This is a genomic window from Chitinophagales bacterium, from assembly GCA_017303415.1.
Classification (GTDB): Bacteria; Bacteroidota; Bacteroidia; order Chitinophagales; family Chitinophagaceae; genus SpSt-398.
In genome coordinates this window covers 1,676,893-1,702,968 of sequence record JAFLBJ010000001.1, presented here as the reverse complement: position 1 = coordinate 1,702,968, position 26,076 = coordinate 1,676,893, and the positions used below count along the sequence as shown (strand labels likewise).

25 protein-coding genes and 5 tRNA genes are annotated in these 26,076 nt (G+C 46.3%); 13 read left to right on the top strand and 17 right to left on the bottom strand.

The window, feature by feature from the left end; all coding sequences use genetic code 11:
- Positions 1-12 precede the first annotated feature (12 nt).
- Positions 13-3,816 carry a DNA-directed RNA polymerase subunit beta gene (gene rpoB, locus J0M30_07455; protein MBN8667324.1) on the bottom strand — a complete coding sequence of 1,268 codons (3,804 nt, stop codon included), beginning with the start codon at positions 3,814-3,816 and terminating at the stop codon, positions 13-15.
- 273 nt (positions 3,817-4,089) lie between these two features.
- On the opposite strand from rpoB, the gene J0M30_07450 reads away from it, so the two are divergent.
- Both J0M30_07450 and J0M30_07445 read left to right on the top strand, forming a co-directional pair.
- Positions 4,090-4,986, top strand: coding sequence for a helix-hairpin-helix domain-containing protein (locus J0M30_07450; protein MBN8667323.1), 897 nt, complete (start codon positions 4,090-4,092; stop codon positions 4,984-4,986).
- A gap of 138 nt (positions 4,987-5,124) precedes the next feature.
- Positions 5,125-5,679, top strand: a complete 555-nt coding sequence (locus J0M30_07445) for a transposase (GenBank protein ID MBN8667322.1) — start codon at positions 5,125-5,127, stop codon at positions 5,677-5,679.
- 115 nt (positions 5,680-5,794) lie between these two features.
- Here J0M30_07445 and rplL read toward each other — a convergent pair whose 3' ends face one another.
- The 15 genes from rplL to J0M30_07370 all read right to left on the bottom strand — a co-directional run bounded on the left by rplL (position 5,795) and on the right by J0M30_07370 (position 12,715).
- A complete protein-coding gene (rplL, locus tag J0M30_07440; protein ID MBN8667321.1) occupies positions 5,795-6,172 on the bottom strand; it encodes a 50S ribosomal protein L7/L12 in 378 nt (125 codons plus the stop codon).
- Between the two features lie 207 nt (positions 6,173-6,379).
- Positions 6,380-6,895, bottom strand: a complete 516-nt coding sequence (locus J0M30_07435; GenBank protein ID MBN8667320.1) for a 50S ribosomal protein L10 — start codon at positions 6,893-6,895, stop codon at positions 6,380-6,382.
- Between the two features lie 44 nt (positions 6,896-6,939).
- Positions 6,940-7,635 carry a 50S ribosomal protein L1 gene (locus J0M30_07430; protein MBN8667319.1) on the bottom strand — a complete coding sequence of 232 codons (696 nt, stop codon included), beginning with the start codon at positions 7,633-7,635 and terminating at the stop codon, positions 6,940-6,942.
- Positions 7,636-7,721: 86 nt separating this feature from the next.
- Positions 7,722-8,165 (bottom strand): 50S ribosomal protein L11, encoded by a 444-nt coding sequence (gene rplK / locus J0M30_07425; GenBank protein ID MBN8667318.1) that lies wholly within the window; start codon positions 8,163-8,165, stop codon positions 7,722-7,724.
- Between the two features lie 150 nt (positions 8,166-8,315).
- Positions 8,316-8,888, bottom strand: a complete 573-nt coding sequence (gene nusG, locus J0M30_07420) for a transcription termination/antitermination factor NusG (GenBank protein MBN8667317.1) — start codon at positions 8,886-8,888, stop codon at positions 8,316-8,318.
- Positions 8,888-9,082 carry a preprotein translocase subunit SecE gene (secE, locus tag J0M30_07415; GenBank protein MBN8667316.1) on the bottom strand — a complete coding sequence of 65 codons (195 nt, stop codon included), beginning with the start codon at positions 9,080-9,082 and terminating at the stop codon, positions 8,888-8,890. The genes nusG and secE overlap by 1 nt, the downstream gene beginning before the upstream one ends.
- A gap of 24 nt (positions 9,083-9,106) precedes the next feature.
- Positions 9,107-9,177, bottom strand: a tRNA-Trp gene (locus tag J0M30_07410).
- A 114-nt stretch (positions 9,178-9,291) separates the two neighbouring features.
- Complete coding sequence (tuf, locus tag J0M30_07405) at positions 9,292-10,479, bottom strand: elongation factor Tu (GenBank protein MBN8667315.1); 1,188 nt, start codon at positions 10,477-10,479, stop codon at positions 9,292-9,294.
- Between the two features lie 49 nt (positions 10,480-10,528).
- Positions 10,529-10,600, bottom strand: a tRNA-Thr gene (locus J0M30_07400).
- 84 nt (positions 10,601-10,684) lie between these two features.
- A tRNA-Gly gene (locus tag J0M30_07395) sits at positions 10,685-10,757 on the bottom strand.
- Between the two features lie 10 nt (positions 10,758-10,767).
- A tRNA-Tyr gene (locus tag J0M30_07390) sits at positions 10,768-10,850 on the bottom strand.
- A gap of 9 nt (positions 10,851-10,859) precedes the next feature.
- Positions 10,860-10,932 (bottom strand) — tRNA-Thr (locus J0M30_07385).
- Positions 10,933-11,111: 179 nt separating this feature from the next.
- Positions 11,112-11,411 carry a ribosome-associated translation inhibitor RaiA gene (locus tag J0M30_07380; GenBank protein MBN8667314.1) on the bottom strand — a complete coding sequence of 100 codons (300 nt, stop codon included), beginning with the start codon at positions 11,409-11,411 and terminating at the stop codon, positions 11,112-11,114.
- Between the two features lie 142 nt (positions 11,412-11,553).
- The gene (locus J0M30_07375; protein MBN8667313.1) at positions 11,554-12,453 is read right to left on the bottom strand and encodes a tyrosine-type recombinase/integrase; all 900 of its coding nucleotides are present in this window, start codon (positions 12,451-12,453) and stop codon (positions 11,554-11,556) included.
- Between the two features lie 64 nt (positions 12,454-12,517).
- Positions 12,518-12,715: a 30S ribosomal protein S21 gene (locus J0M30_07370; GenBank protein ID MBN8667312.1), complete on the bottom strand. Its 198-nt coding sequence runs from the start codon at positions 12,713-12,715 to the stop codon at positions 12,518-12,520.
- A 268-nt stretch (positions 12,716-12,983) separates the two neighbouring features.
- Here J0M30_07370 and J0M30_07365 point away from each other — a divergent pair, with 268 nt between their 5' ends.
- The 11 genes from J0M30_07365 (at position 12,984) to J0M30_07315 (ending at position 24,144) form a co-directional block, all read left to right on the top strand.
- Complete coding sequence (locus J0M30_07365) at positions 12,984-13,580, top strand: riboflavin synthase (protein ID MBN8667311.1); 597 nt, start codon at positions 12,984-12,986, stop codon at positions 13,578-13,580.
- Positions 13,573-14,664: an acyltransferase gene (locus tag J0M30_07360; GenBank protein MBN8667310.1), complete on the top strand. Its 1,092-nt coding sequence runs from the start codon at positions 13,573-13,575 to the stop codon at positions 14,662-14,664. The genes J0M30_07365 and J0M30_07360 overlap by 8 nt, the downstream gene beginning before the upstream one ends.
- Positions 14,665-14,676: 12 nt before the next feature.
- A complete protein-coding gene (locus J0M30_07355) occupies positions 14,677-15,777 on the top strand; it encodes an acyltransferase (protein ID MBN8667309.1) in 1,101 nt (366 codons plus the stop codon).
- Between the two features lie 49 nt (positions 15,778-15,826).
- Entirely contained in the window at positions 15,827-16,795 is a 969-nt protein-coding gene (locus tag J0M30_07350) for a fatty acid desaturase (protein MBN8667308.1), read from the top strand.
- The gene (locus J0M30_07345; GenBank protein MBN8667307.1) at positions 16,711-17,721 is read left to right on the top strand and encodes a class I SAM-dependent methyltransferase; all 1,011 of its coding nucleotides are present in this window, start codon (positions 16,711-16,713) and stop codon (positions 17,719-17,721) included. The genes J0M30_07350 and J0M30_07345 overlap by 85 nt, the downstream gene beginning before the upstream one ends.
- 32 nt (positions 17,722-17,753) lie before the next feature.
- Positions 17,754-18,689: a glycosyltransferase family 2 protein gene (locus tag J0M30_07340; protein MBN8667306.1), complete on the top strand. Its 936-nt coding sequence runs from the start codon at positions 17,754-17,756 to the stop codon at positions 18,687-18,689.
- A gap of 2 nt (positions 18,690-18,691) precedes the next feature.
- On the top strand, positions 18,692-19,399 hold the full coding sequence (locus tag J0M30_07335; protein ID MBN8667305.1) for a class I SAM-dependent methyltransferase: 708 nt from the start codon (positions 18,692-18,694) through the stop codon (positions 19,397-19,399).
- Positions 19,400-19,481: 82 nt separating this feature from the next.
- Positions 19,482-20,972, top strand: coding sequence for a hypothetical protein (locus tag J0M30_07330; GenBank protein MBN8667304.1), 1,491 nt, complete (start codon positions 19,482-19,484; stop codon positions 20,970-20,972).
- A gap of 49 nt (positions 20,973-21,021) precedes the next feature.
- Positions 21,022-21,738: a glycosyltransferase family 2 protein gene (locus J0M30_07325; GenBank protein ID MBN8667303.1), complete on the top strand. Its 717-nt coding sequence runs from the start codon at positions 21,022-21,024 to the stop codon at positions 21,736-21,738.
- Positions 21,675-22,466, top strand: coding sequence for a class I SAM-dependent methyltransferase (locus J0M30_07320; protein ID MBN8667302.1), 792 nt, complete (start codon positions 21,675-21,677; stop codon positions 22,464-22,466). Before J0M30_07325 ends, J0M30_07320 begins: the two co-directional genes overlap by 64 nt.
- Before the next feature lie 4 nt (positions 22,467-22,470).
- Positions 22,471-24,144, top strand: a complete 1,674-nt coding sequence (locus J0M30_07315) for a hypothetical protein (GenBank protein MBN8667301.1) — start codon at positions 22,471-22,473, stop codon at positions 24,142-24,144.
- A gap of 42 nt (positions 24,145-24,186) precedes the next feature.
- On the opposite strand, the gene hscA is transcribed toward J0M30_07315, so the two are convergent.
- Entirely contained in the window at positions 24,187-26,055 is a 1,869-nt protein-coding gene (gene hscA, locus J0M30_07310) for a Fe-S protein assembly chaperone HscA (protein MBN8667300.1), read from the bottom strand.
- Between the last annotated feature and the right edge of the window lie 21 nt (positions 26,056-26,076).

The following is a 26,076-nucleotide window of genomic DNA, read 5'->3' as shown; positions in this document are numbered from 1 at the left end:
TGAAACAAATTATTATTCAAATTTCAGGTCAAGACCCAGACCGCGTAATTCATGTACAAGTACATTGAATGACTCAGGTACACCGGCACGAGGCACGTTATCCCCTTTCACGATCGCTTCGTAGGTCTTCGCCCTACCAATGATATCATCCGATTTGATGGTCAGCAATTCCTGCAGGATGTTGGAAGCACCATAGGCTTCGAGGGCCCATACCTCCATCTCCCCGAAACGTTGTCCACCGAACTGTGCCTTACCACCCAGCGGCTGCTGTGTGATCAAGCTGTATGGTCCGATCGAACGGGCGTGCATCTTATCATCAACCATGTGGTGAAGTTTGATCACATAGATCACACCCACGGTGGCTTTCTGGTGGAAACGTTCTCCGGTTTCACCATCATACAGATAAGTATGACCGAAACGGGGGATACCGGCATCTTCGCAATAAGAAGCGATCTCGTCGGTAGTGGCACCATCAAAGATCGGTGTCGCGAACTTGATACCGAGTTTCTGACCAGCCCATCCCAATACGGTTTCATAGATCTGACCGAGGTTCATACGGCTTGGTACCCCGAGCGGGTTCAATACCACATCCACAGGTGTTCCGTCTTCCAGGAAAGGCATGTCTTCTGCACGCACGATCTTGGCAACGATACCCTTGTTTCCGTGGCGACCTGCCATCTTATCACCCACTTTCAGTTTCCGCTTCACAGCCAGGTACACTTTAGCCAGTTTCAATACACCGGCAGGAAGTTCATCCCCAATGGAAATATTGAATTTCTCGCGTTTGTAACGGCCAAGTTCTTCGTTGTATTTGATGCTGTAGTTGTGCAGCAGGGTATTGATCTGATCATCCACTTTGGCATCACCGGTCCAACCCAGCGGGTTGATGTTCTGGTAATCCAGTTGACCCAGATTTTTCACGGTGAATTTGGCGCCTTTGCCGATCTGTACTTCACCAAAGTTGTTGCCTACACCAGCTGAGGAATGATCCTTCAGCAGGGTCTGCAATTTCTCCAGCAATACTTCTTTCAGGTCAATGACATTCTTCTCGTGGATACGCTCAAGTTTCTCCAACGCCGCTTTCTCCCGCACTTTGGCATTCTTGTCTTTCTTCGCGCGTTGGAAGAGTTTCTTGCCGATCACCACCCCTTCCACACCATTGGGTGCTTTCAGGGAAGCGTCTTTGGCATCACCGGCCTTATCACCGAAGATTGCACGGAGCAGTTTCTCCTCAGGCGTGGGATCGCTTTCTCCTTTCGGAGTGATCTTACCGATGATGATATCTCCTTCCTTGACCTGAGCGCCGAGACGGATGATACCGTTCTCGTCGAGGTCTTTGGTCGCTTCTTCCGAAACGTTGGGGATATCCGGGGTCAGCTCTTCTTCACCCAGTTTGGTATCACGTACTTCCAGTTCATATTCGGAGATGTGAACGGACGTGAACCAATCTTCTTTTACTACACGCTCACTGATCACGATGGCATCCTCGAAGTTGTAACCTTTCCAGGGCATGAAGGCCACTTTCAGGTTCTTACCAAGAGCCAGTTCTCCGTTTTGCGTAGCATATCCTTCGGTCAGGAAATCTCCTTTCTTCACCTTCTGATTTTTCTTAACAGCCGGTTTCAGGTTGATGGAGGTCTCCTGGTTGGTTTTAATGAATTTGGTCAGCTTGTAAATGCGCAGGTCATCTTCAAAGCTTACCAGCTTTTCAGCGTCGTTGCGGTCGTAGCGAACATGGATCTCATTGGCATCCACATATTCTACCACCCCTGTTCCTTCTGAGTGGATCTGGATACGTGCATCACGGGCTGCTTTACCTTCCAATCCGGTTCCTACGATTGGTTCGTCGGGACGGATCAGGGGAACGGCCTGACGTTGCATGTTTGATCCCATCAGGGCACGGTTGGCGTCATCGTGCTCAAGGAAGGGGATCAGGGAAGCACTCAAACCAACGATCTGGTTCGGGGCTACGTCCATGAATTCAACATCCGCTTTATCCAGGATCGGGAAGTCACCTGTTTCGCGACTGACCACCTTATCTTCTACAAATTGTCCTTTTTCGTCAAGGGGCGCATTGGCCTGGGCGATCTTGGCTTCATCTTCCTCTTCCGCGCTCAGGAACACCAGTTCCTTCATGTTCACTTTTCCATTCTCTACTTTGCGGTAAGGCGTTTCAATAAAGCCCATTTCGTTGATCGTCGCGTGTACGCAGAGGGTGGAGATCAGACCGATGTTCGGTCCTTCCGGTGTCTCGATCGTACAGAGACGGCCATAGTGTGAATAGTGTACGTCACGTACCTCGAAACCGGCGCGTTCGCGGCTCAGACCACCAGGTCCGAGAGCGGAGATACGACGCTTGTGGGTGATCTCGGAAAGCGGGTTGGTTTGATCGAGGAACTGCGACAACTGAGAGGTTCCAAAGAAGGAGTTGATCACGGAGGACAGTGTCCGCGCATTGATCAGGTCTACCGGTGTGAATACCTCGTTGTCACGCACGTTCATTCTTTCGCGGATGGTACGGGCCATACGGGCCAGACCTACCCCGAACTGGGCATAAAGTTGTTCGCCCACGGTACGTACACGACGATTGCTCAGGTGATCGATATCATCGATCTCAGCTTTACCGTTGGTTAGACGTACCAGGTATTTGATGATCTCGATGATATCCTGCTTGGTCAGTGTTTTCTGATCCAGTTTGGCTTCGAGACCGAGTTTACGGTTGATTTTATAACGACCTACTTCTCCGAGGTCATAGCGTTTGTCGGAGAAGAAGAGTTTGTCAATGATTCCACGGGCGGTCTCATTATCGGGAGCATCCGCACCGCGCAATTGACGGTAGATATGTTGTACGGCTTCCAGTTCGCTGTTGGAGGTATCCTTGTTCAGGGTATTGTAGATGATCGCGTAATCGCCACCTACATCTTCCTTCTGAATGAATACGCTTTCAGCGCCCATGTCGGCGATCATGTCGATTGCTTCTTCGTCCAGGACGGAGTCACGCTCGAGGATCACTTCATTCCGTTCGATGGATACAACCTCACCGGTATCTTCATCCACAAAGTCCTCCACCCAGCTACGGAGTACACGGGCTGCCAGGCGGCGGCCTACATACTTGCTGAGGGATTTCTTATCACCCTTTACCTCATCGGCCATGCCAAAGAGTTCGAGGATGTCTTTATCCGTTTCAAACCCGATCGAACGCAGCAGCGTTGTCACAGGGAATTTTTTCTTACGGTCGATATAGGCGTACATCACGTTGTTGATGTCCGTCGCAAATTCCATCCAGGCGCCCTTGAAGGGGATCACACGGGCGGAATAGATCTTGGTTCCGTTGGGGTGAATGGATTGACCAAAGAACACACCGGGCGAACGATGCAATTGGGAAACGACCACACGCTCTGCCCCATTGATCACAAATGTGCCACGGGGGGTCATGTAGGGGATATTTCCCAGAAACACGTCCTGAACGATGGTTTGGAAATCCACGTGCTCTTCATCGTTACAACTCAGACGCAGTTTGGCTTTCAGGGGGACCGCATAGGTCAACCCTCTTTCCATACACTCGTCAATAGAGTAACGTGGAGGATCAATGAAATAATCCAGAAACTCCAGAACGAAGATGTTACGCGTATCGGTGATAGGGAAGTTCTCCTTGAACACCTTGAACAAACCTTCATTGTTACGCTTGTCAGGGGTTGTTTCCAGTTGGAAAAAATCTTTAAAAGATTGGATCTGAACTTCCAGCAGGTCGGGTGCTTCTGCTAAGTGCTTGATCTTACCAAAATCCACCCGCTGATTCATTTTTGTAGAAGACATATGCGTATAAACCGGTTTTAACTTGATTCAGAACGTACAAAATGCCACCTTGCCTTTATTCCCGTCGAAATAAAAGCCGCTGAATTTCAATTATTTAGGCATGATTTGTGACGTCAAAGTGTAATTGGCCAAAATTAAAGGATGGCAAAGGTAAGGATTTCTTTCGGTCAAACAAGAAATCTTTCTGAACAAAAACAGGGCCGGAAAACCGGGCCGAAAGGCCTGTTTTTCACCATTTCAGGGGGCGCTTTCTTTGGGTAAACCTTAGCCCCTATGGAACGCTTTTCAACGCTTTTTTATCTTTCCTTTTCGCGTCGCGAAAGAGCAGGCATTTTAGGCTTGACCGCCCTGATCATCCTTGCCTGGTTCCTGCCCGATCTGTTTCCGGAGCCCGAACCCCCTGAAATCACCAAAGCCGATACGAGCCTGGCGCTGCCTGCTCCTCCCTTCCCCTCCCGGTTTGGAGATGAGTCCATACCGGAAAGGGATTATAAAAGGCCGGAAAACCGGCTTTTTGCCTTTGACCCGAATACACTATCCCATTCAGGGTGGAAAGACCTTGGCTTAAAGGAGAAAACCATTCAGACCATTCTGAAATTTCGCGAAAAAGGGGGGCGATTTTCCACGCCAGAGGACCTGGGAAGGATCTACGGGCTTGGGGCTGGAAAATACGAGGAACTGCGCCCCTGGGTCCGAATTCCCCAAAAGCCGGAATCAGAAAAACCTTCGGGCATATTCAAACCCTATCAGCAAAGCACGCCCCGCTCGAGTCTCCCTGCTGTTGGAATCAACTCTGCAGACACCAGTGCCTGGATAGCGCTTCCGGGAATTGGGTCCAAATTGGCTTCGCGTATTGTCGCCTACCGGGAAAAGCTGGGTGGTTTCTTTTCTATTGGCCAGGTCAGGGAAGTCTATGGTATATCCGACTCGGTATTTCAAATAATTCAAAGCCGGCTACAGCCCGAGCCTGCCCTTCTTCGAAAAATGGATGTGAATTCAGTAATGGAAAAAGAACTTGGCACCCATCCCTATTTCCGTGGTAAACTCGCTTCCCTCCTACCCGCCTATCGGCAACAGCACGGTGCATTTACAAACCTGGAAGCCCTGAAAGACATTCCGGTTGTTACAGATGATATTTTTCAAAGGATCATTCCGTATCTAAAGTTGTAGGAGATGGTGGTGCGAGAGAGATGTGAGAGTGTGCTGTGCGAGAGATCTGAGCGAGAGAGCTGTGCGAGCGTGCTGTGCGAGACCTCCGGTCTCGCACCCCCAGAAAGCCGCCTCTGGCGGCATAAAAAACAAAAGAAAATGACATACAATTTTTCAGCAGGTTATAAGATCCGAGACCAGTCGGCTACTCATTTCCTAACATTTACAACAATTGATTGGATTGATATTTTTAGTAGACAAAAGTATCGTGACTTATTGATCGAGAGTATGGACCACTGTAGAAAAAGTAAAGGACTCAAAGTAGGTGCCTACGTTATTATGACCAATCACATACATGTAATTTGGACCGCAGACGGCAACCTAAGTGACATCCTAAGGGATTTCAAGACATTCACCAGCCGGGCAATTTTCAATGCCATCCAATCCGAAAGCGAAAGTCGAAGAGATTGGTTAATGCATATGATAAAGTTTCGGGCAAGGCAAAGCAATAAGCATGAGATGTTCAGGATTTGGACTGGAGATAATCATCCGGAAGAAATACACACAATGAAATTCCTCCACACAAAATTGATTTATATCCATGAAAACCCAGTTCGGGCTGGTTGGGTTAAGGAGCCGGAAGACTACCTGTATAGTAGCGCATCAAACTATAAAAGAAACTGTGGGCTGATGGATATTGATTATTTATTTTAAATAAGTCTACTGTGCCGCCAGAGGCGGCTTTCTGGAAGTGCGAGACCAGAGGTCTCGCACAGCACAAAAAAAACCCCGGATTGCTCCGGGGTTCGAATTTGCGATATGCAATGAATTAAGCGATTTCCACGTCGGCGCCAGCTTCTTTCAGTTTGGCGGCGATATCTTCGGCTTCTGCTTTGGAAACACCTTCTTTCACGTTCTTCGGTGCACCATCCACGAGGTCTTTGGCTTCTTTCAGACCCAGACCAGTCAGATCTTTTACGATCTTCACTACGTTCAGTTTGGATGCGCCACCACTCTTCAATACAACATTGAAAGCGGTTTTTTCTTCTGCAGCAGCGGCACCACCACCATCACCACCAGCGGCAACTACAACTGCTGCGGCTGCGGGTTCGATACCATACTCTGCTTTCAGGAAATCAGCCAGTTCCTGTACTTCTTTTACAGTCAGGTTTACCAGGCTTTCTGCTAATGCTTTTACGTCTGCCATTTGTTTAAAATTTTTACCGTTTTCACAGCTTGTTTTGCTCCAACGGCGGGTTTAAAAAAATTTGCCTGTTTGTTGACCCAGGCCGGGCCTTTTTGCTATTAGCTATCAGCTTTTGGCTTTTAGCGTTTAGTTTCTTCGTTTACGGTTCTTGCGAATTTTGTTTTTGTATTGGCTACAAGCTAAAAGCTAACTGCCAATTACTAAAACTTACTCGGCTGCCGCCGCGCCTTCTTTCTGTTCGTGATGATGTAAAAGGGCAGCGATAACACGCTTGGCCGGAGATTGCAGCAATCCGATCACTTCGCCGATCAATTCGTTCTTCGTCTTGATCTTCGTGAGGTTGGAAAGTTGATTATCTCCGGTGTAGATATCACCATTGATAAAGGCTGCTTTCAGCACAGGTTTTTCACCTTTGCTATCTTTCCGGAACGAGCTGATGATCAGGGCTGGCTCTTTAGGGTTCTCGGAAAACAGCAGGGCAGTTACCTGGTGCAGGGAATCATACACACCGGCATAACGCTCGGCATCCAGTGATTCCAGGGCTTTTTTAATGAGGGTGTTTTTAGCCACCTTCATTTCCACATTCTTGCTGAAGCAGGCGCTACGCAGTTTGGTTACCTGTTCAACCGTCAGGGATTCGGTATCGGTCACATAGAAGTTATTGTACTGAGAGAATTTTCCCTTCAGCAACTCAATCACTTCATTTTTTTGATCTTTTGTCATGACTCTTTATTTGTCATCCCGCTTTAGCAGGACCGGTTAGTTAATTAGTGAACAAATCCTTTCGTATCGATGGAAATGCCGGGGCTCATGGAACTGGCCATGCTGATGCCTTTCAGGTAGGTACCTTTTGCACTGGAAGGTTTTGCCTTGATGATGGCATTGAGCAATTCCTGGCTGTTTTCGGCGATCTTTTCAGGCGCGAAGCTCACACGACCAATGGACGCGTGAATGATACCGGCCTTATCTACTTTAAAGGCGATCTTACCACCTTTTACGTCATTGACGGCGGCGGCAACATCGTTTGTTACTGTTCCGGTTTTGGGGTTGGGCATCAGGTTACGGGGACCGAGTACTTTACCCAGTTTACCGATCTTCGGCATCACGGAGGGCGTAGCCACGATCACATCCACATCTACCCAGCCACCTTCGATCTTGGTGACAAATTCGTCCAGTCCCACAAAGTCTGCACCAGCGGCTTTTGCTTCGGCTTCTTTTTCGGGGGTACAAAGTACCAGAACCCGTTTTGTTTTACCTGTTCCGTGGGGAAGGGTTACCGTACCACGAATGGCCTGATCGGCCTTCTTGGGATCTACACCCAGACGGATATGAAGGTCTACGGAAGCATCGAACTTTGCTACGTTCACCTGTTTAACCAGGGAAGATGCCTCGTTGAGACTGTATTGCTTGTTGCTGTCTACTTTAGATTCAGCTGTTTTTCTTTTTTTACTGATGAAAGCCATTTTAATTCGTTTTTACTTTGTCCGCGGAAGCTTGAGCGAGGGCGTTTAACCGCCGGTACCTCTGCGATAGCGGGCAATTGTTTAAATTAATTCTCCCACGGAGCGGATCCCTCTACGGTCAACCCCATGCTACGGGCTGTACCAGCCACCATACGCATAGCGCTTTCCACGGTGAAACAATTCAGGTCGGGCATCTTGTCTTTAGCAATTGCCTCTACCTGGGTCCATGTCACCTTGCCCACTTTGTTGCGGTTGGGTTCTTTGGAGCCTTTTTGCAATTTGGCCGCTTCCATCAGTTGAACGGCTGCGGGAGGAGTTTTAATAATAAACTCAAAACTCTTGTCGGCGTAAACAGTAATTAATACGGGAAGTACTTTACCCATCTTGTCCTGGGTGCGGGCATTGAATTGCTTACAGAATTCCATGATGTTGATACCCTTGGAACCCAATGCCGGACCGATGGGAGGTGCAGGGTTGGCCTGGCCACCCTTACACTGCAGCTTGACAAAGCCAGTGATTTCTTTTGCCATTTTAATCGATTTATTGGTTCAGACGACCTTTCGTATCACACTACTTGGTCTCCCAAATTCCTCTATTAAGAACTTTTTGGGGACGCAAAGATAGGCATTTCCCCATAAAAAAAGCCACCCGAAGGTGGCTATTATTGGAAAAATCTTGTCTTAGCTCAGTTTCTCTACTTGCATGTAATTGAGTTCCACTGGAGTAGAGCGGCCAAAGATCTTTACGGTGACCTTTAGTTTTTTCTTGTCGTCGTGTACCTCTTCGATCACCCCGTTGAAATCGTTGAAAGGACCTTCAATGATCTTGATGGTTTCCCCAATGATAAAGGGTTCGCTCATGCTGACGCCACCGGCTTCGGCCATTTCGTCCATTTTGCCGAGCATTTTATTCACCTCTGCTTTCCGGAGGGCAATGGGGTTTTCCTTGCCCAGGAAATGGATGACATTGGTGGTATTCTTGATGGTATCACGGAGGTCATCGCCAAATTTACCATCTACGATCTCGATCATCACATAACCGGGGTAGTAGTTCCGCTCGCGCATTACTTTCTTCCCGTTTTGTACTTTATATACCTTTTCCACGGGGAGAAATACCTGCTTAACGATATCACTCCATCCACTCCGCGCGATCTCCTTGTCGAGGTACTCCTTTACTTTCTTCTCCTTTCCGCTAACCACCCGGAGAACATACCACTTGGATTCCTTTTCGGTTTGTACAGTGTTTGTTTCCATTAGTTCATCATGTTATAGATGAGTTGCAATAGTTTGTTGATACCCAGGTCCATCACACCGATCATGGCGGTGAACAACAGGGTAGCTACCAGTACGATCATGGTGGACTGCTGTAATTGTGCCCAGGTTGGCCAGGTCACTTTTTCCAGCAGTTCACGGTAGCTTTCACGGAAGTATGTGGTGATCTTGTTCATGATTTCAATTTTCAGATTCAGAAGCACGGGCAGAGAGATTCGAACTCCCATCAACGGTTTTGGAGACCGCTATTCTGCCATTGAACTATGCCCGTAGAAAGCTAAAAGCTATTCGCCGGTAGGCGAACAGCTTTTAGTTTATGATGTAAAGATATAAAATTATCATTTACAGTGCCTTTGGCAATAGCTAAAAGCCATTGACTAAAAGCTTATTTCAGGATCTCAGTCACTTGACCGGCACCTACGGTACGACCACCTTCGCGGATGGCGAACTTCAGACCTTTTTCCATCGCGATAGGGGCGATGAGTTTTACGGTCAGGGCGGTGTTATCACCAGGCATAACCATTTCAGTTCCAGCAGGAAGCTCGCACTCTCCGGTTACGTCGGTTGTACGGAAATAGAACTGAGGACGGTATTTGTTAAAGAATGGTGTGTGACGTCCACCTTCTTCTTTGCTGAGTACATAAACTTCAGCTTTGAATTCGGTGTGCGGGGTGATGGTTCCGGGTTTGCAGATAACCATACCACGACGGATATCTTTCTTTTCAATACCACGGAGGAGCAGACCGGCGTTGTCACCAGCTTCACCTTCGTCGAGGATCTTACGGAACATTTCCACACCGGTTACAGTAGAGGTCAGGGGCTTTTCGATCAGACCCACGATCTCAACAGGTTCACCGGTTTTCACTTTACCTCTTTCGATACGGCCGGTGGCAACAGTACCACGACCAGTGATCGAGAATACGTCTTCCACAGACATCAGGAAGGGTTGATCGATCGGACGGGGAGGCAGGGGAATATAGTCATCCACCGCTTTCATCAGTTCGTCGATAGCACCGATCCATTTATCTTCACCTGCAAGGGCACCTGTAGCGGAACCTTTGATGATGGGGGTATTGTCTCCGTCAAAACCATAGAAGGATAACAACTCACGGATCTCCATTTCAACCAGTTCCAGCAGTTCGGGGTCATCCACCAGGTCAACTTTGTTCATGAAAACGACCATACGGGGAACACCTACCTGGCGGGCCAGCAGGATGTGCTCTTTTGTCTGGGGCATCGGACCGTCTGTAGCGGCCACCACCAGGATCGCACCGTCCATCTGGGCGGCACCGGTAATCATATTCTTAACGTAGTCAGCGTGACCGGGGCAATCCACGTGAGCGTAGTGACGGTTGTCCGTTTGATACTCTACGTGAGCGGTATTGATGGTGATACCACGCTCTTTTTCTTCAGGAGCAGCATCGATCTCATCATATTTCTTTGCCTGTGCAAATCCCTTCTTGGCCAGAATGGATGTAATAGCAGCAGTCAAGGTGGTTTTCCCGTGGTCAATGTGACCAATGGTACCAACGTTCAGGTGGGGTTTGTCCCTCTTAAAGGTCTCTTTTGACATTGTTATCCGTTTTAGGTTGTTTTTACAAAATTTATATATCGTTCGATTGAGCCGTTGATGAGAATTGAACTCACGACCTCTTCCTTACCAAGGAAGTGCTCTACCACTGAGCTACAACGGCTTTACTGCGTTGGTAGTTTCCAGCCCGTGGTCGGCGTGGTCGCTCGACCATCAACCAAAAACCCTTAAACTACAAACCGTTATGAGCGGGAGACGAGGCTCGAACTCGCCACCTATAGCTTGGAAGGCTATCGCTCTACCAAATGAGCTACTCCCGCTTAAAATCCGTGGGCAGAAGAGGATTCGAACCTCTGAAGTCGAAAGACAGCGGATTTACAGTCCGCCCCATTTGGCCGCTCTGGAATCTGCCCTGTTGTCGGAGCCACTTGTCGGAATCGAACCAACGACCTACTGATTACAAATCAGTTGCTCTACCAGCTGAGCTAAAGTGGCAATTACCTACCCTTCTTTAGCCCGACATCGGGCTGCGGTCGGGACAATAAAGAACTACCCCCATTTTTTTTGGGAAGGCAAAGGTAAGGGAATTTGATTATTGCAAAAATTTTGAAAACGAATTTTTTATCGGGGTTTTCCCCACAAAAAAACCCCGCCAGTGGCGGGGTTATATCAAATTAAGCTGCTTTCTTTTCTTTTTTGCGTTTGATCTGGGTGATCAACGAATCCATCGCGTCATCAAAAGACCCTTCAAACGATTTACTGGATGACTTGACAAAAAACTGATTTCGGGGTACGTGTACTCTGATCTCTGCGATTTTGTCTTTAATGTTATGGACCACATTGTCGAGTTTCAAAAAAACATCAACTTTTATGATACGGTCGTGAAACGTGTTCAGTTTCGCGAGTTTCTCCCTGACATAGTTAACAAGCTTCAGATCCGCATCAAAATGAACAGTTTGAATGTTTACGTTCATAGTAATCGCATTTAAAACGGTGAAATAATAAAGGAAAGAACTGTAACAAGGGGGTGGTTTCGACTACATAGGCTTATTTTTTGGTTCACCTTGAAAATACACAAAAAAGGAGCCCATTCCAAATAAAAAAAGGTGAAAAATATCAAGACCGGGGATGCGATTTCTTATGCACTTCCTTGAGTTTCTCAATGGTGTTGTGCGTATATACCTGGGTCGCTGCCAGACTGCTGTGCCCAAGCAACTCTTTCACGGCATTGAGATCGGCGCCCTGGTTGAGCAAATGGGTGGCAAAGGTATGCCGTAATACGTGCGGGCTCTTTTTATCCAGGGTCTTTACCTCCTTTAACCAATTGTTTACCAGTAAGTAAGCATATTTTGGATAAAGCTTTTTTCCTTTCTCGGTCACCAAAAATGCATCTTCCGCCTTTCCAATCTCCCGGTTCTTTGCCTCCACATACTCTTTCGCCAAGGCCAGTAATTCGGATGATACGGGAATCAATCTTTCCTTATTCCCCTTACCCAGTACCTTGATCCTTTTTCCGGCAAAGTCGAGATGCTTCTCCTTCAAATTGATCAACTCACTGAGTCGCATACCCGTGGCATAAAAAAACGTGATCAGCATGCGGGCATTCATGCCCTTCCACGACTCTGTATTCGCCAAAGAATGCAACAACTCCTTCGTATCCTCCTCCTTGATGAATACGGGTAAACGCTTGCCCGACTTGGGCGTAATCACCTTGTCTACCGGAGAGGCTTCCACCCTTCCCGTCTTGAGTAAATACCTGAAAAAGGACCGGAGTGTGGATATCTTTCTCCCGATCGACCTGGCCGATATCCCGGATTCCTTCAACCCGGCCAGCCAGCTCCTGATATGACCATGGGTGATCTCCGTAGCCGTGGTCGGCCCATATTGATCTTGTAAATAGGAAAAAAAAGAAGCGAGATCATCTGAATAGGAACGCAGGGTATGCACCGAATACCGTTTTTCAAAGCGGAGATGGTCGAGAAATGACCGGATATCGGGATGGTCTGGCACCTGCATAAACAAAGATAGCTGCAAAGCTAAAAACTTTGCAGCTATTCAATATGATTGAGAAAGAGAGACCTTAAATCTCGATCTTTCCGCTGGCGATCTGTTGCTTGTAGGTCGCTTTCAGGATCTGTCCCCGGCGACGAACGGACGGCTTAGTAAACGACTGGCGCTCGCGCAATTGGAGCAACACTTTTGACTTCTCAAATTTCTTCTTGTACTTTTTGAGGGCCTTGTCGATGTTTTCGCAATCTTTTGAATCGATGATCAGCATAACGTTATATACCTCCTTTGGTATTTTTTTGGGAAGGCAAAGATAAGGGGTTTGGTTGAAAAAAACAATTTGGGGCGAGGCAGATGACAGATGACAGATGAAAGATGACGGATGACAGATGACAGATGACGGATGTTGGATGTTGGATGTTGGTTTGATTGTTCCTTGATTTGTAAGTAATTTGCCACATCGGTCATCCAACATCCAACATCCAACATCCAACATCCAACATCCGTCATCCGTCATCTGTCATCTAAAATCACCCCCCATGTTCACCGGCATCATTGAAAAACAAGGCATTATCAAACAAGTCATAGAAAAAGGGGGAAACCGGAGTTTTTGGATCGAATCTCCCCTTTCTCCCAAATTAAAGGTGGACCAGAGCGTAAGTCACGACGGCGTATGCCTGACAGTGGAAGAGGTAAAATCCGGCAAGCATCGGGTAACTGCCATTGCCGAAACACTTTCTAAAACCACCCTGGGTTCCTGGGAAAAAGGCAAAAAGGTCAACCTGGAGCGCTGCCTGAAAATGAATGGCCGGCTTGACGGGCATTTTGTACAGGGACATGTGGATGGCCGGGGAACCTGCATCCTCCGGGAAGAAAAAGACGGAAGTTGGCTTTATCGCTTCCAATTTGATCCGGCCTTTGCCCCCCTGATCATCGAAAAAGGATCCATCACCGTGAGCGGGATCAGTCTTACTGCCTTTCACGTAACACGTAATAGTTTTGAAGTAGCAATAATTCCTTTTACTTTCAAGCATACCAATATAAGTGAAGTGATGGCAGAGAGCCTTGTCAATCTCGAATTTGATGTGATAGGAAAATACCTTCTCCGAAAATCCGATCTTTCCGCTATTGAATAACCAACCTTTCTTTCCTATTCAACCTGAAACTTCCACAGAAAGAAACCACTACCCGGGTCTTGACGGACTCCGCGGTATCGCAATAATACTTGTTTTACTAGCTCATCATTTTGGAAATTACCTGCTACCCTCGTGGGGTTGGATCGGAGTAGACCTGTTTTTTGTGCTTTCGGGGTTCCTTATCACGGATATTCTATTACGGTCCGATACGCAATTTTCTACTATTCGAAACTTTTTTGCCCGCAGGGCGCTTCGTATACTTCCCCTCTATTACCTGAGTTTAATCCTTTTATTTCATCTGCTCCCGTACCTGGGATTTTCTCTTCCGGGGCTTTCTTATAATAAAGAACAGGAAGGATTGTTTTGGCTTTATCTCCAGAATTTTTTCTTTGCCACACACATTCCAACAGGAAACGAGATTATAATGACCCATTTCTGGTCATTAGCCGTAGAAGAACAATTCTACCTGGTTTGGCCATTGATTCTATTGGTGCTGCGAAAAAACGGTAATATCCTAAACGGGCTGCTTCTTTCTGTTCTGGTAATAAATCTTACCAGGACCGGGTTGATGATCCGGTATGGGAATCTGATCAACCCTTATAGTTTTGAATTCACCCGAATGGACGGAATTTTGATCGGTTCCATTCTCGCTTTTCGAAGAAGCTATCCGGGTCATTGGAAAAAAGCATCCGTTCTGTCATGGGTAACGGGCATAACGATTTCCTTGTTGGTTATTGTTGTTTTTTTTCGTTTTGCAGATCACCCGGTTAATATGCTGGCAGCAGGAGGGTATACCTTTATCGCCCTTTTTTTTGGTTGGATAGTAAATTGGAATCTTGATAATAAATCTGTTTTGGTCCAATCCAGGGTGCCCCGGTTTTTTGGAAAATATTCTTACGGAATCTATATCTTTCACTGGCCGCTCTATTTTTCATTACACCCTTATACAGAATCGTGGTTCTGGCCAATTTTTCATCACCGTCTCCCTGAATCTCTACTATTGATTGGGGTAGAAATTGGAGCAGCCGTTTTTATATTTCATGTTTTTGAAAAACATTTTCTCCGGTTGAAAAGGTACTTTTGATTGAATTTATACATGACAAACCCTACGCAACCAGTCATACGCCAACATTATCCCGCCCTGGATGGGTTGCGAGGCATTGCCATCCTGCTGGTTATCCTTTACCATAATTTCAATTTCATTGAGTATTTCAACTATGGGTGGCTGGGCGTTGATCTTTTCTTTGTCCTCTCGGGTTTCCTGATCACCGATATACTTTTACATACAGTACATGGGGAAAATTATTTCAAGAACTTTTATGCCCGCAGGGTTCTTCGGATATTCCCCCTTTACTACCTCTCCCTGATCCTGTTTATCCTGATCCTCCCAGCCATTCCCGGATTTCCGCTAAATATGCAATATTATCAGGAACACCAGTTCTGGTTCTGGACCTATTTGCAAAACTGGACCCTTGTCTTTTCCCAGGATGGGGATACCATCGCCCTTGGTCATTTCTGGAGCCTGGCAGTGGAAGAGCAATATTATTTGTTGTGGCCCTTTGTGATATTAATGATCAGAGACCCTAAGAAAGTGCTAATCCTGGCTATTCTGTTGCTTATAGGCATCATCGTCTCAAGGTACCTGATCTGGATAAATCGGGATTCGATTCCTCCCTATGAACGGTTATTTTTATTTACCCGGGTGGATGGAATCCTTGTTGGAGCTATGCTGGCCTCCTTACTTGTAATCAATCGATCAATCCTCCGGAAGTATTTTACTTTTTTTCTTATCATTTTAACCCTGGCCAATTATATTTTCTACTTCCTTAAACAAAACCAGGATCCTGACTTCCCATCGTGGGCTATCGCCGGGTTTACGACTTTCTCCTTCCTTTTTGGCTTATTAACGTATGAGGCAATAGAAAACAACTGGTCAATGCTGACCAGATTTCTCAGTAACCCGGTGCTTCGGACTCTGGGAAAATACTCGTATGGATATTATATATTTCATTGGCCCATCTTTCTATTAACAAAACCCTATATCGACACGCTGGGTCTTCAACTTTTTCCCACCAACCCGTTCATCGTTCAATTTTTTTCGGCTACATTGGGTTCCCTGAGTGGTTTTATCGTAAGTGTGGTCAGCTACCATCTATTTGAACAACATTTTCTGAAATTAAAGAAAATCTTCTCTTAACGACTTTATCTTTGTATTCACGTCTTGTTCACCAACTCTATTGATTTAGATGCCGCCTGTTAATAATCTCGAAGGATTGGATTTTATCACGGTTAAAAATAGTGACGGGGTTTCGTATGCGGAGTTTCGAAAAAAAATAAATACGGATTATCTGCTCACCTGGTGGCAGATCATCCTGGGCATGGTTTTTCTGGTTCTGCTATTTATCAGCCCTTTTATATTGCCATCTCGTTTTTCTTCCTGGATTTGGGCGGGTGTCCTTCCAGTCTCCGTGTTGGCAGGTTTTACAATCGCCTACCTTCAATTATTTGTTCATGAAGCGAGTCACTACCATCTTTTACCCGATCGAAAATCAAATGATCGAATGGCCAACCTCCTGCTCTGTTCATGGGTGGGTATCGATATTGAGGTCTATAGAAAAATTCATTGGAAGCATCATCTGGGCCTATCAACACCAATGGATACTGAGAACTCCTATTTTCAACCCCTTACCCCAAAATTTCTTCTGGAAAGTTTCACAGGTATCCATCTTTTCAGAATCCTCAGGGGAAGAAATCATTCCCAGTTACTGACAAAAGCCCAGCGGCTCAGATCATGGAGAATGTTGGTCATAGGTCTCTTTCTCAACCTGACGATCTTGCTTTCATTTGTTTTATATGACCAATGGCCGCTTGTAGTGGCATGGATACTTTCCATGTTAATTTTCTTCCCTTTTTTTGCTGGTATACGACAGTTACTGGAACATCGGGATGAATCAGCCGGTTCCGACCCGGCTTATTACCAAACCCAACGGCCAAAAATCAGCCGGCTTTTCACTGAAAGTCGGGCTTCAAGTTTATTAGGGGCCGCCGGATTCAACCGTCACCTGATTCATCACTGGGACCCCGACCTTCCATTTACCGCCTTAAAGAGAGCAGAAAAATTTCTTTCCGATTGCGACCAAACAAAAGAGATCATCCAGGCCTCAAAGACATCCTACCTAAAAACATTTCGAAAATTATTCACCACCCATTCATGAATATTACCAGACACTCATATTGTCCGGTTTGCCATCAATGGCCTGCAGAAATCTGGTCTGAAGCCAGGGACTTTGAATACTTCTCCTCCGAAAACGAATATGTCTATTTTAATTGCCCGGGGTGCGGCACAATATTTACAGACCCTCTTCCCGCTGACCAATTGAATGTAATCTATCCTTCCAACTACTACTCGTATGTCCCTGGAAGTAAAGGTTGGGTGTTTATGATAAAAGAATGGCTTGACCTACGATTGTTCAGAAAAATCCTGAAGAAAATAAAAGGGGATAGTATAAATATTCTTGATGCCGGAGGTGGTACGGGATGGATAATGGATGTACTAAAAAAGACCGACAAGCGGATCAAACTTACGCAGGTCGTGGATATTGATGAGAAAGCAGGTGACGTAGCAATAGAAAAAGGGCACGCCTATTTTGAAGGGCGAATCGAGGATTTTGAAAGTGAAAATAGATTCGACCTGATTTTGATGTTGAATCTCATTGAGCATGTAGCTGATCCGGAGGAATTGCTTAGAAAAGTATTAACACTCTTAACCCCAGACGGAATAGTCCTTCTAAAAACACCCCAAACACGCTCTCTGGATGCCAGGCTGTTTCGTAATTCCTATTGGGGAGGTCTGCATTGCCCTCGTCATTGGACCATTTTTTCCGAAGAAAGTATCCGGATTGTCGTTGAGAGAGTTGGATTTAAGGTCGACAAGCTTCGGTATACGCAAGGCGGGCCTTTTTGGGCTTTTAGCCTGATCATATTATTAGCCAGAAAGAACTGGCTAAACACCTCAAAGGCAAGACCAGTTATCTTTCATCCGCTTTTCCCGATACTGAGCGCTTTTTTCGCGGCATTCGATTTTTTAAGGAGCCCGTTTAGCCGGACATCCCAGATTTTTATATCGATAAAAAGTAAATGATTCCTTCGGCTCTGGTTACCTTTATGTTCAATATGTCTCAAAAAATTATCATACTCATACCGGTATATAATGATTGGAAGGCCCTGGGTGCCCTTTTAAAAACCCTGGAAACGGATCTTTCCCAGGATGCTGAGACGGAATATCGTATTCTGGTGGTCAATGACGGATCCATCGAACCCGCACCTGAATTCCCTTTGGGACCTATCACCTTTTCAAGACTTGATCTCCACACCAATGTGGGTCATCAAAAAGCCATAGCAACGGGGCTTTCCTTTATCCATCACTATATTTCCAGCGATGGTGTTATTGTATTGGATGGGGATGGTGAGGACCTTCCATCCGATATTCCCCGCCTGATTCAGGGGTCATTGGATAACACGCAAATTGTTTTTGCTTCCAGAGCCGGGAGACAGGTTGGTCCTGGGTTCTCCCTGTTTTATTTTTTATATAAAATCCTCTTCCGGCTTTTAACCGGAAGATCCATCTCCTTTGGTCATTTTCTCTATCTGCCCCGTCCCATGGTTGACCGGTTGGTTTATTCTCCGGAGATCGTTAACCACCTGCCGGCAGCGATCATGAAATCAAACCTGCCTTACAGTTCTGTTCCGGTACAACGGGGTAAACGTTTGGCGGGTCAGTCGAAAATGAGTTTTGGTGACCTGCTATTGCATGGACTTGGTGCCATTTCTGTTTTTGTAGAAAAAGTGGCTGTTCGATTATTGGTATTCTCTTTGGTGATGATTGGCCTTACACTCTTGGGAATCGGTATCATTCTGGGTATCCGCTGGTTCACCGACCTGGCCATTCCCGGTTGGGCCTCCACCATCATGTCCTCACTGGTCATTGTGTTGCTGCAAAGTTTTCTTCTCTCCTTGTTTACGCTGTTCCTGTTTCTCTCTTCGGGTTCACAACGGAAATTCATACCCGCTTTGCACTATACCGACCTCACCGGTGAAATAAATTCCTGACCATGGCGCAGCCCCTCCATTATCCCGGTAATGAACTCGAATTGTTCAAGGAGGCCCATCGGTGGAAATCCTATCTCGGACAAATGATCCAACCCCATATAAAAGGAAAAGTGCTTGAAGCCGGGGCGGGAATTGGAGGAACCACTCCATACCTGATGACGGCAGCTGTTACCGAATGGACCTTGTTGGAACCAGACCCGGAAATGGCAGATGAATTAATAAAGAAAAAAGGGGATGGACAATTTCCCGCGTTTACACAGGTGATAAATGGAACACTGACAGACCTGGCGAACGACACATTCGATACCATTCTGTACATTGATGTATTGGAGCATATTGAAAATGATCAGGCGGAATTCAAACAGGCGATTGAAAAATTAAACCCCGGTGGGCGGATCATTATTCTCTCTCCTGCCCTGCCATCTTTATACAGCCCCTTCGATCGTGCCATTGGACATTACCGTCGTTATGATCGGAAAACTTTATATGCCCTAGCCCCGGTTGAATTAAAATTGATCCAAATACGCTTTCTGGATATTTTTGGAATGATCCTTTCATTGGGAAATAAGTGGGTACTTAAAAAAACATACCCCTCCCGTGGTCAGATTCAATTTTGGGATAAAAGGATCGTGCCCCTGTCAAAGGTTTTCGATAAGTTGACCCGATATTGGCGGGGAAGGAGTATTTTGGGGATCTGGGAGAAAAGCTAAAGAATTTACTCATTTTTTTTCTCGCAGCGGTCGCAGCGCTTCTTGGCGAACGCAGCGAGAAACCTTAAATAGAAAAATCGAAATGAACCCGATTGTTAACCGTTCAACAAATTCCTGGTACTCCCCGCTTCATCTGGGTCTTGCCCTGGTGACGCTGGGATGGCTCCTGTACAGGGTTTTGTTGATCTTTTCGTACAATGGTGAGATCGGGGGGATCGATAATAATTTTGTGTATGCCGTCATCCGGGGCATGAATGGTTATCCACTCTACCCTGATCCCGAATCCGCCCCCTATGCGGTCAACCCCTATTCGCCACTCTATTATTCGTTTTGCATTGCATTGGGTAAATTGTTTTCCATCGACACCCGTGATCCCATTCATATTTATTGGTTGTGTCGTTCATTCTCCCTGGTTTGTGATCTCTTTACCCTTTTCCTGCTATACCGGCTTATCCGTGTCAAAAAAGGAATCAGTGGTTCCATTGCTTTTCCTGCAACCTTGATTGTAGGACTACTAATTACTTATCTTGGTTATACCCTTTCGCGGGTTGACAGCCTTTATTTGCTTTGTTATGTGGCCGTGTTTTTCTTTTTGTATTCCGACAGACAATCCAGGCCTCTGTTACGCATAGGTGTTGTAGCATTTCTGTCCGCGGCGGCCCTCTTCGCCAAACAGAGTGGATTAATTCTTCCTTTGCTTGTCCTTACCTGGCTCTTTTTTTCCGGAGAAAAGAAACGAATGCTCCCCTATTTTCTGCTGACCACCGGATTTATTCTATTGTTTTTCGCCTATTATATCCGCATACGGGGCAATACATTTTTACTTGCCCACACTTTTACCGGAATCAGCAATCATCTGGATCCTGCCTGGTTCTATGTGCATGTGTTTAAACGCAGTGTTGATTCGCTCTGGATTCTGTTGCTCTATTTTCCCTTTGTACTGGCCTTGCGGCGCCTAAAAAATACCGGGGAAGGTGATCAACGTGCATTGGCCATTGTTTTTCTCCTGCAAATCCTTTTCAGCCTGGGCACAACCCTGAAATGGGGTTCTACTCCTGGGTATTTTCATGAAAGTTTCCTTCTTGGCACATTGCTGTTAGCTGAATGGCTATCCACTAAAAAAGAGGAAGAAATTTTCAAGGCCTTACGCTGGTTCATGCCCTTGTTCCTGTTGTTTTTTATACATGTAATGGCCCAGGGTTATCTGTTCTTTATTCAGGACAGAGCAGAAAAAAAAGTGAGGTATGAGGAGCAAAAACAGATCCGCGACTTTCTTGAACCCCAGTTAGGAGACCGATTGGTATTGGACCTGGGGCAACAAAACAGTAATTTCTTCAAGAACCTGTTTCCTTCCCAATCAGCCGTTCCCAATTTTGATGCCGTGGATTGCTGTACACTTCCGGATGGAAATTTTGATTACAGTGGATTAAAACGTGACCTGCAAAATGGCCGGATCGGGTATTTGTTGGTACCTGTAAACGAAAAATTTGAATCCATTTGGGGCCAGTCCCTTTCCCATTATACACCCGACACCCTGCTTCATGGCCAGCAGATCTACCGGTTCAGGGAATAGTGTGGATAAAAGAAAAAAATCAATCATCTTTGAGCCCTAATCATTCGTTTTGAAATTATCCATCATCATCCCCTGTTTCAACGAAGCAAAACTCATTGCTCCTGCCTTGCAAAAAGTATTGGCTGCGACGCTTCCTGCCGGTGTGGAACGGGAGATCATTCTAGTGAACGATGGCTCCTATGACGAGACAAAAGAACAGATTGAAAATCTGATTGCTCAAAATCCTGCCCTGCCCCTCATCCTTTGTCATCATCCCGTTAACCGGGGAAAAGGCGCCAGTATTCGTACTGCCCTGGAAAAAGTAAATGGGGAAGTAGTTGTGATCCAAGATGCCGATCTTGAATACGATCCACGCGATCTTCAACTCATGCTCGAACCAATACTGGATGATAAGGCAGACGTGGTTTTTGGTTCCCGTTTTATGGGAACAGGCCCCCACCGGGTACTCTTTTACTTTCACACCATTGGAAATAAATTCCTGACCTTCCTGTCAAACCTGTTTACCCAGCTTAATCTGACCGATATGGAGACAGGATATAAAATGTTTCGCACACAACAACTTCGGTCTCTTCGTCTGGTGGAAGACCGCTTTGGTTTTGAACCCGAAGTAACCGCCAAGATCAGCCGGGTGCCGGGAGTGCGTATCTATGAAACAGGGATCCGGTATTACGGACGTACTTACCAGGATGGCAAAAAGATCCGATGGCCGGATGGATTCAGGTCCATGTACTGCATTTTAAAATACAACCTCATCTCCCGGTCATGAAGGGAAATGCCGATCGGATTGACCAGACCGGACTGGATACGCTTCAGGTGATTGCGGGTGCTCCACGCTTCAATGAATGGATGTACCAGCAGATCAAACCCGATCTGCAGGGACGTATCCTCGAAATCGGAAGTGGTATTGGAAATATCTCCGCTTATCTGGTTGGTGACCGGTACGAACTGACCTTGTCGGATGTGGAAACTCATTATCTCAAACACCTGAAACAAAAATTCGGATCCTCTCCTTTAATCCGGCAGATCCTGTCCATCGATTTGGCCGACATGGATTTCAAAAAAACCTATGCTCATTTGGCCGGGGAATTTGACACGGTTTTTTTGCTCAATGTGCTTGAACATATTGAACAGGATGATCTCGCCCTTCAGCATATTCATTTTCTGCTTAAACCAGGCGGCAGGGTCATTGTCCTTACGCCGGCCTATCAGTGGTTGTATTGCCGGTATGATAAAGAACTGGGGCATTTTCGCCGGTACACCCGTAAAAGGCTTTCCGGTTTGGTGCAATCACAAGGCTATACAATTGAAAAAGCCCGTTACTTCAATGCCCTCGGTATTGCCGGATGGGTGGTGATGGGAAAATTATTGGGCAAAAGGAATTTAGAAAGCAGCGAACTATCTTTATTCAACCGGTTGGTACCCCTGGCGAAATGGTTGGATAAGATCAGCTTTTCCCGGATCGGGTTATCGGTGATTGTTACCGGAAGAAAATGACCACATGTTATTCACCTTAATTTCCATATTGATCATCACGCTGGTTTGTTATAGCTGGGGTGTTATATTTTTTGGAAAAGGAATTTTCGCCAGCTCCATTGTATTGGCACATCCGGCTATTATTTCGCTGGCTGGATTGATGATAGTGTCAATGACAGCCACAATCCTGTCCCTATTCTTACCACTTGGGCCATTATGGATCAAAAGTTTATTTCTCATACCGCTGCTCTGGCTGATCTACCGGAAAGGTATCCTGGTGCTGGTAAATCCTTTCCGTACACTCTTTGCAGGTTTCTCAACCGGTGCATGGATCTTATTTGGCGCCTTATTGCTGATGGCGCTTGTCTTATCTGCTCCACCTATAATCCACCCCGATACACTGGGCTATCATGCCCCGGTGATCAAATGGATCGAAAACTACAGGGCGGTTCCGGGAATTGTTCATTTGCAGCCCCGGTTGGGATTGCAGAGCACATGGTTTGTCAGCATCGCTCTCTTTGATCTTTTTCCTGCCAATGGAAATGGATTGGTATTCTTACCCGTTGCTGTACTTAGTTGGTATTTCCTATTTCTGACCGATCATATCAATCGTTCCTTTCTTCAAAAAGATCTTTCTTCTCTGTTGGGATGGTTAGCATGGTTGGGTATCTCCCTTTTCCCCATTACCCTGGTGCGCTTAACGGCCGCATCCACCCATCCCGACTTTATGGCTGTGTTGGTTTGCTGGGTCATTTTCTGGTTGTTATCAAAAAGAAAGGTGGAGAATGAATTGGCCGTTCACTCCCTGATCATTTTGTTTGGGTTCTATGCCTTAACCATAAAATGGTCGGTGTTGCCAATCATGGTGCTGGCCCTTTATTCCTTTACGCGACTCTCCTACCGGTCTCTGCCAAAGACCATATATGTTTCCTGTATAGCCTTATTGTTACTGGGGGGAACCCTGGCGCGGAATACCATCAGTTCGGGTTATCCTTTCTTTCCCACGGATAGCATGGATTGGGTAAACGTGGACTGGAAACCACCTAAGAAAGAGTTACCCGACATGCAGGACTATGTGACCGGATTTGCCCGCGGGTATAAAGAAGGCAGTACACTAGAGATAATAAATGGGTCAAACGCCCGGTTTGAAGAATGGATCCCTCTTTGGTGGAAGCAATTGACCTTGCCTGACAAGGTTATGATCTCGCTTACCCTGATTGCCCTGCTTATTTCCGTGATCCGTTTGCAAAGCAAAATTTTCAGGGAAGAATATGTAAGGTTATGGCTTGTCTCTTTTACCGGACTTCTCTTTTGGTGGTTTATCGCGCCCGATCCGCGGTTTGGATATGCATTTATCACGGGTCTGATCCTCGCCGCTTTTAGTGGTAAAATTACATTGCCGGAGAAAAAATGGTTAATCGAAAAGAGTTCTTTCCTGTTGCTTCTGCCTGCTATCCTGATCATTCTTTATGCGGGATACAGAGGATATAAAGACCAGGTTTATAAGTATACACTACTTCCCGCCGGGCCTTTCATGAAAAACACCGGACAGGTAATTGAAATAGAGGGAAGAAAAATGTACAAACCCACAGAAGAAGAAGGCTGTAGCTGGAATGCCTTGCCTTGCACACCGGATGACATGAAAGGGGTTGAATACAGAGGCAATAATATGGAAGACGGATTCAGGAGGAAGTTCTAACTTAAGATAACAGGATTCACCGCAGAGAACAAGAGAACGCACCTACAATGAATCCTGGATATTTTTCCCGGCCATGGCTTTACTTATGGCGGTGTCCATAACACGTTCCGCATAGGGACGTGATATCTCATTCAACTCTTCAATCTTTTTCTGTATCTCATCCTTAGTACCTGTATTGAGCAAATCCTGCAGGATTTGTATGGCCGAACGGGTTTGTGCAATTTCTTCGGCTGTCAGTAAGGATCCATTTTTTTCCAAAAACCCGGCCGTTGTATCCAATATTTGCCGGCCTTCGGTTTGGGCCTCAACCAGGGCACGAACCTGCATATCTTCTTTGGCATGGGTGATGGATTCCATCAACATCCGCTCCACTTCTTCATCGGTCAAACCATACTGAGGTTTTACTTCCACACTTTGAGAAACACCACTCCGCAATTCTTTGGCCGTTACATTGAGTATCCCATCGGCATTGATAAGAAAACTCACTTCCACTTTGGGAAGTCCGGCGGGCATAGCCGGGATGCCGGTCAGATTAAATTCTGCCAGTTTACGGTTATCCTTAACCAGGTCACGTTCTCCCTGAAATACGGAAATACGCATTCCTGACTGACCATCTTTCTGGGTGGTGTATTGTCGTCCGGCCTTGGACGGTACTTTGGAGTTACGGGGTATAAGAATATCCATCAGTCCGCCCATGGTTTCAATACCCAATGAAAGAGGGGTGATATCCAGCAGCAGAATGTCTTTGTTATTCCCGGCCAGTATATCCGCTTGTACCGCTGCTCCCAGGGCTACCACCTCATCGGGATTGAGATCATCATGTACCGGGCGTTGGAAGAACTGGCTCACTTTATTCTTTACCAAAGGCACACGGGTTGAACCACCCACCATGATCACTTCATCAATGTCATTGTACGTAAGCCCCGCATCGCGCAAGGCATTGGCACAGCAGGTAATGGTTTTCTCCACCAGCGGGATGACCAGGGTTTCAAATTCATTTCTGGAAAGTGTAACAGGGCTTCCCGCTATTTCCCCGGTAAATTCATCCGAAGAGCTGAGCGCTTTTTTGGCTTCCTCTGCTTTAAGGCGAAGTTCTTGTGCCAGACTCTTGTGTAATTGAATTTCGGAATCTGAAAGACCCAAAGCCTGTTGCCAATGTCTGACAATGGCCTGGTCAAGATCATCGCCACCCAGATAGGTATCACCGTTGGTGGAGAGGACCTCAAAAATACCTCCGTTTATCCGCAGGACAGAAATATCAAATGTTCCACCACCCAGATCATACACAGCAACGGTCTTTGATTCTTCACGGTTCAAACCCAAACCATAGGCGAGACTGGCCGCTGTCGGTTCATTGACGATGCGCAATACATCCAGCCCGGCTAATTTTCCGGCGTCTCTGGTAGCCTGTCTTTGTGCATCATTGAAGTAAGCCGGAACGGTGATCACGGCCCTGGTGACGGGTGTTTTTAAAATATGCTCGGCGCGGGATTTTAATTCCTTTAAAATATAAGAGGACAATTCAACGGGAGAATAGAAGCGATCGCCAACCTGAATTTTGACGAGACTGTCTGTATTATCATCAAAAACTTTATAGGTAAAAAAGGAGGCGTTCTGACGGATGTCATTATAGGATTTACCCATCAACCTTTTCACGGAAAAAATAGTGTTGGCCGGCTCGCTGATAAGAAACTGCCTGGCGGGTTCGCCTACGGTGATATTTCCGGCCCCATCAAAATGCAAAACGGAAGGTACCAGGGAGGAAGAATCATGCTCCCGGAGAGCGATGGGTTTTTTGGTTTCAGGATGAATGATCGCAACAAGGCTATTGGTCGTCCCGAGATCAATCCCCACGATCATTTCTTCCTTTTGCAGGCTGCCTGTTGCAATGTTGATAGCGATCTTTGCCATAGGGGGCAAAGATACGGAGGA

What these genes read in the sequence shown, in the direction of transcription:
- J0M30_07370 (MBN8667312.1), bottom strand. Translation starts at nt 12,715, where the DNA reads ATGCTGATCATCGATTCAAAAGATTGCGAAAACATCGACAAGGCCCTC.
- J0M30_07430 (MBN8667319.1), bottom strand. Translation starts at nt 7,635, where the DNA reads ATGGCTTTCATCAGTAAAAAAAGAAAAACAGCTGAATCTAAAGTAGAC.
- secE (MBN8667316.1), bottom strand. Translation starts at nt 9,082, where the DNA reads ATGAACAAGATCACCACATACTTCCGTGAAAGCTACCGTGAACTGCTG.
- rplK (MBN8667318.1), bottom strand. Translation starts at nt 8,165, where the DNA reads ATGGCAAAAGAAATCACTGGCTTTGTCAAGCTGCAGTGTAAGGGTGGC.
- J0M30_07335 (MBN8667305.1), top strand. Translation starts at nt 18,692, where the DNA reads ATGGCGCAGCCCCTCCATTATCCCGGTAATGAACTCGAATTGTTCAAG.
- J0M30_07445 (MBN8667322.1), top strand. Translation starts at nt 5,125, where the DNA reads ATGACATACAATTTTTCAGCAGGTTATAAGATCCGAGACCAGTCGGCT.
- nusG (MBN8667317.1), bottom strand. Translation starts at nt 8,888, where the DNA reads ATGGAAACAAACACTGTACAAACCGAAAAGGAATCCAAGTGGTATGTT.
- rplL (MBN8667321.1), bottom strand. Translation starts at nt 6,172, where the DNA reads ATGGCAGACGTAAAAGCATTAGCAGAAAGCCTGGTAAACCTGACTGTA.
- J0M30_07380 (MBN8667314.1), bottom strand. Translation starts at nt 11,411, where the DNA reads ATGAACGTAAACATTCAAACTGTTCATTTTGATGCGGATCTGAAGCTT.
- hscA (MBN8667300.1), bottom strand. Translation starts at nt 26,055, where the DNA reads ATGGCAAAGATCGCTATCAACATTGCAACAGGCAGCCTGCAAAAGGAA.
- J0M30_07340 (MBN8667306.1), top strand. Translation starts at nt 17,754, where the DNA reads ATGTCTCAAAAAATTATCATACTCATACCGGTATATAATGATTGGAAG.
- J0M30_07375 (MBN8667313.1), bottom strand. Translation starts at nt 12,453, where the DNA reads ATGCAGGTGCCAGACCATCCCGATATCCGGTCATTTCTCGACCATCTC.
- J0M30_07365 (MBN8667311.1), top strand. Translation starts at nt 12,984, where the DNA reads ATGTTCACCGGCATCATTGAAAAACAAGGCATTATCAAACAAGTCATA.
- J0M30_07330 (MBN8667304.1), top strand. Translation starts at nt 19,482, where the DNA reads ATGAACCCGATTGTTAACCGTTCAACAAATTCCTGGTACTCCCCGCTT.
- J0M30_07435 (MBN8667320.1), bottom strand. Translation starts at nt 6,895, where the DNA reads ATGACAAAAGATCAAAAAAATGAAGTGATTGAGTTGCTGAAGGGAAAA.
- J0M30_07355 (MBN8667309.1), top strand. Translation starts at nt 14,677, where the DNA reads ATGACAAACCCTACGCAACCAGTCATACGCCAACATTATCCCGCCCTG.
- J0M30_07320 (MBN8667302.1), top strand. Translation starts at nt 21,675, where the DNA reads ATGGCCGGATGGATTCAGGTCCATGTACTGCATTTTAAAATACAACCT.
- tuf (MBN8667315.1), bottom strand. Translation starts at nt 10,479, where the DNA reads ATGTCAAAAGAGACCTTTAAGAGGGACAAACCCCACCTGAACGTTGGT.
- J0M30_07350 (MBN8667308.1), top strand. Translation starts at nt 15,827, where the DNA reads ATGCCGCCTGTTAATAATCTCGAAGGATTGGATTTTATCACGGTTAAA.
- J0M30_07450 (MBN8667323.1), top strand. Translation starts at nt 4,090, where the DNA reads ATGGAACGCTTTTCAACGCTTTTTTATCTTTCCTTTTCGCGTCGCGAA.
- rpoB (MBN8667324.1), bottom strand. Translation starts at nt 3,816, where the DNA reads ATGTCTTCTACAAAAATGAATCAGCGGGTGGATTTTGGTAAGATCAAG.
- J0M30_07315 (MBN8667301.1), top strand. Translation starts at nt 22,471, where the DNA reads ATGTTATTCACCTTAATTTCCATATTGATCATCACGCTGGTTTGTTAT.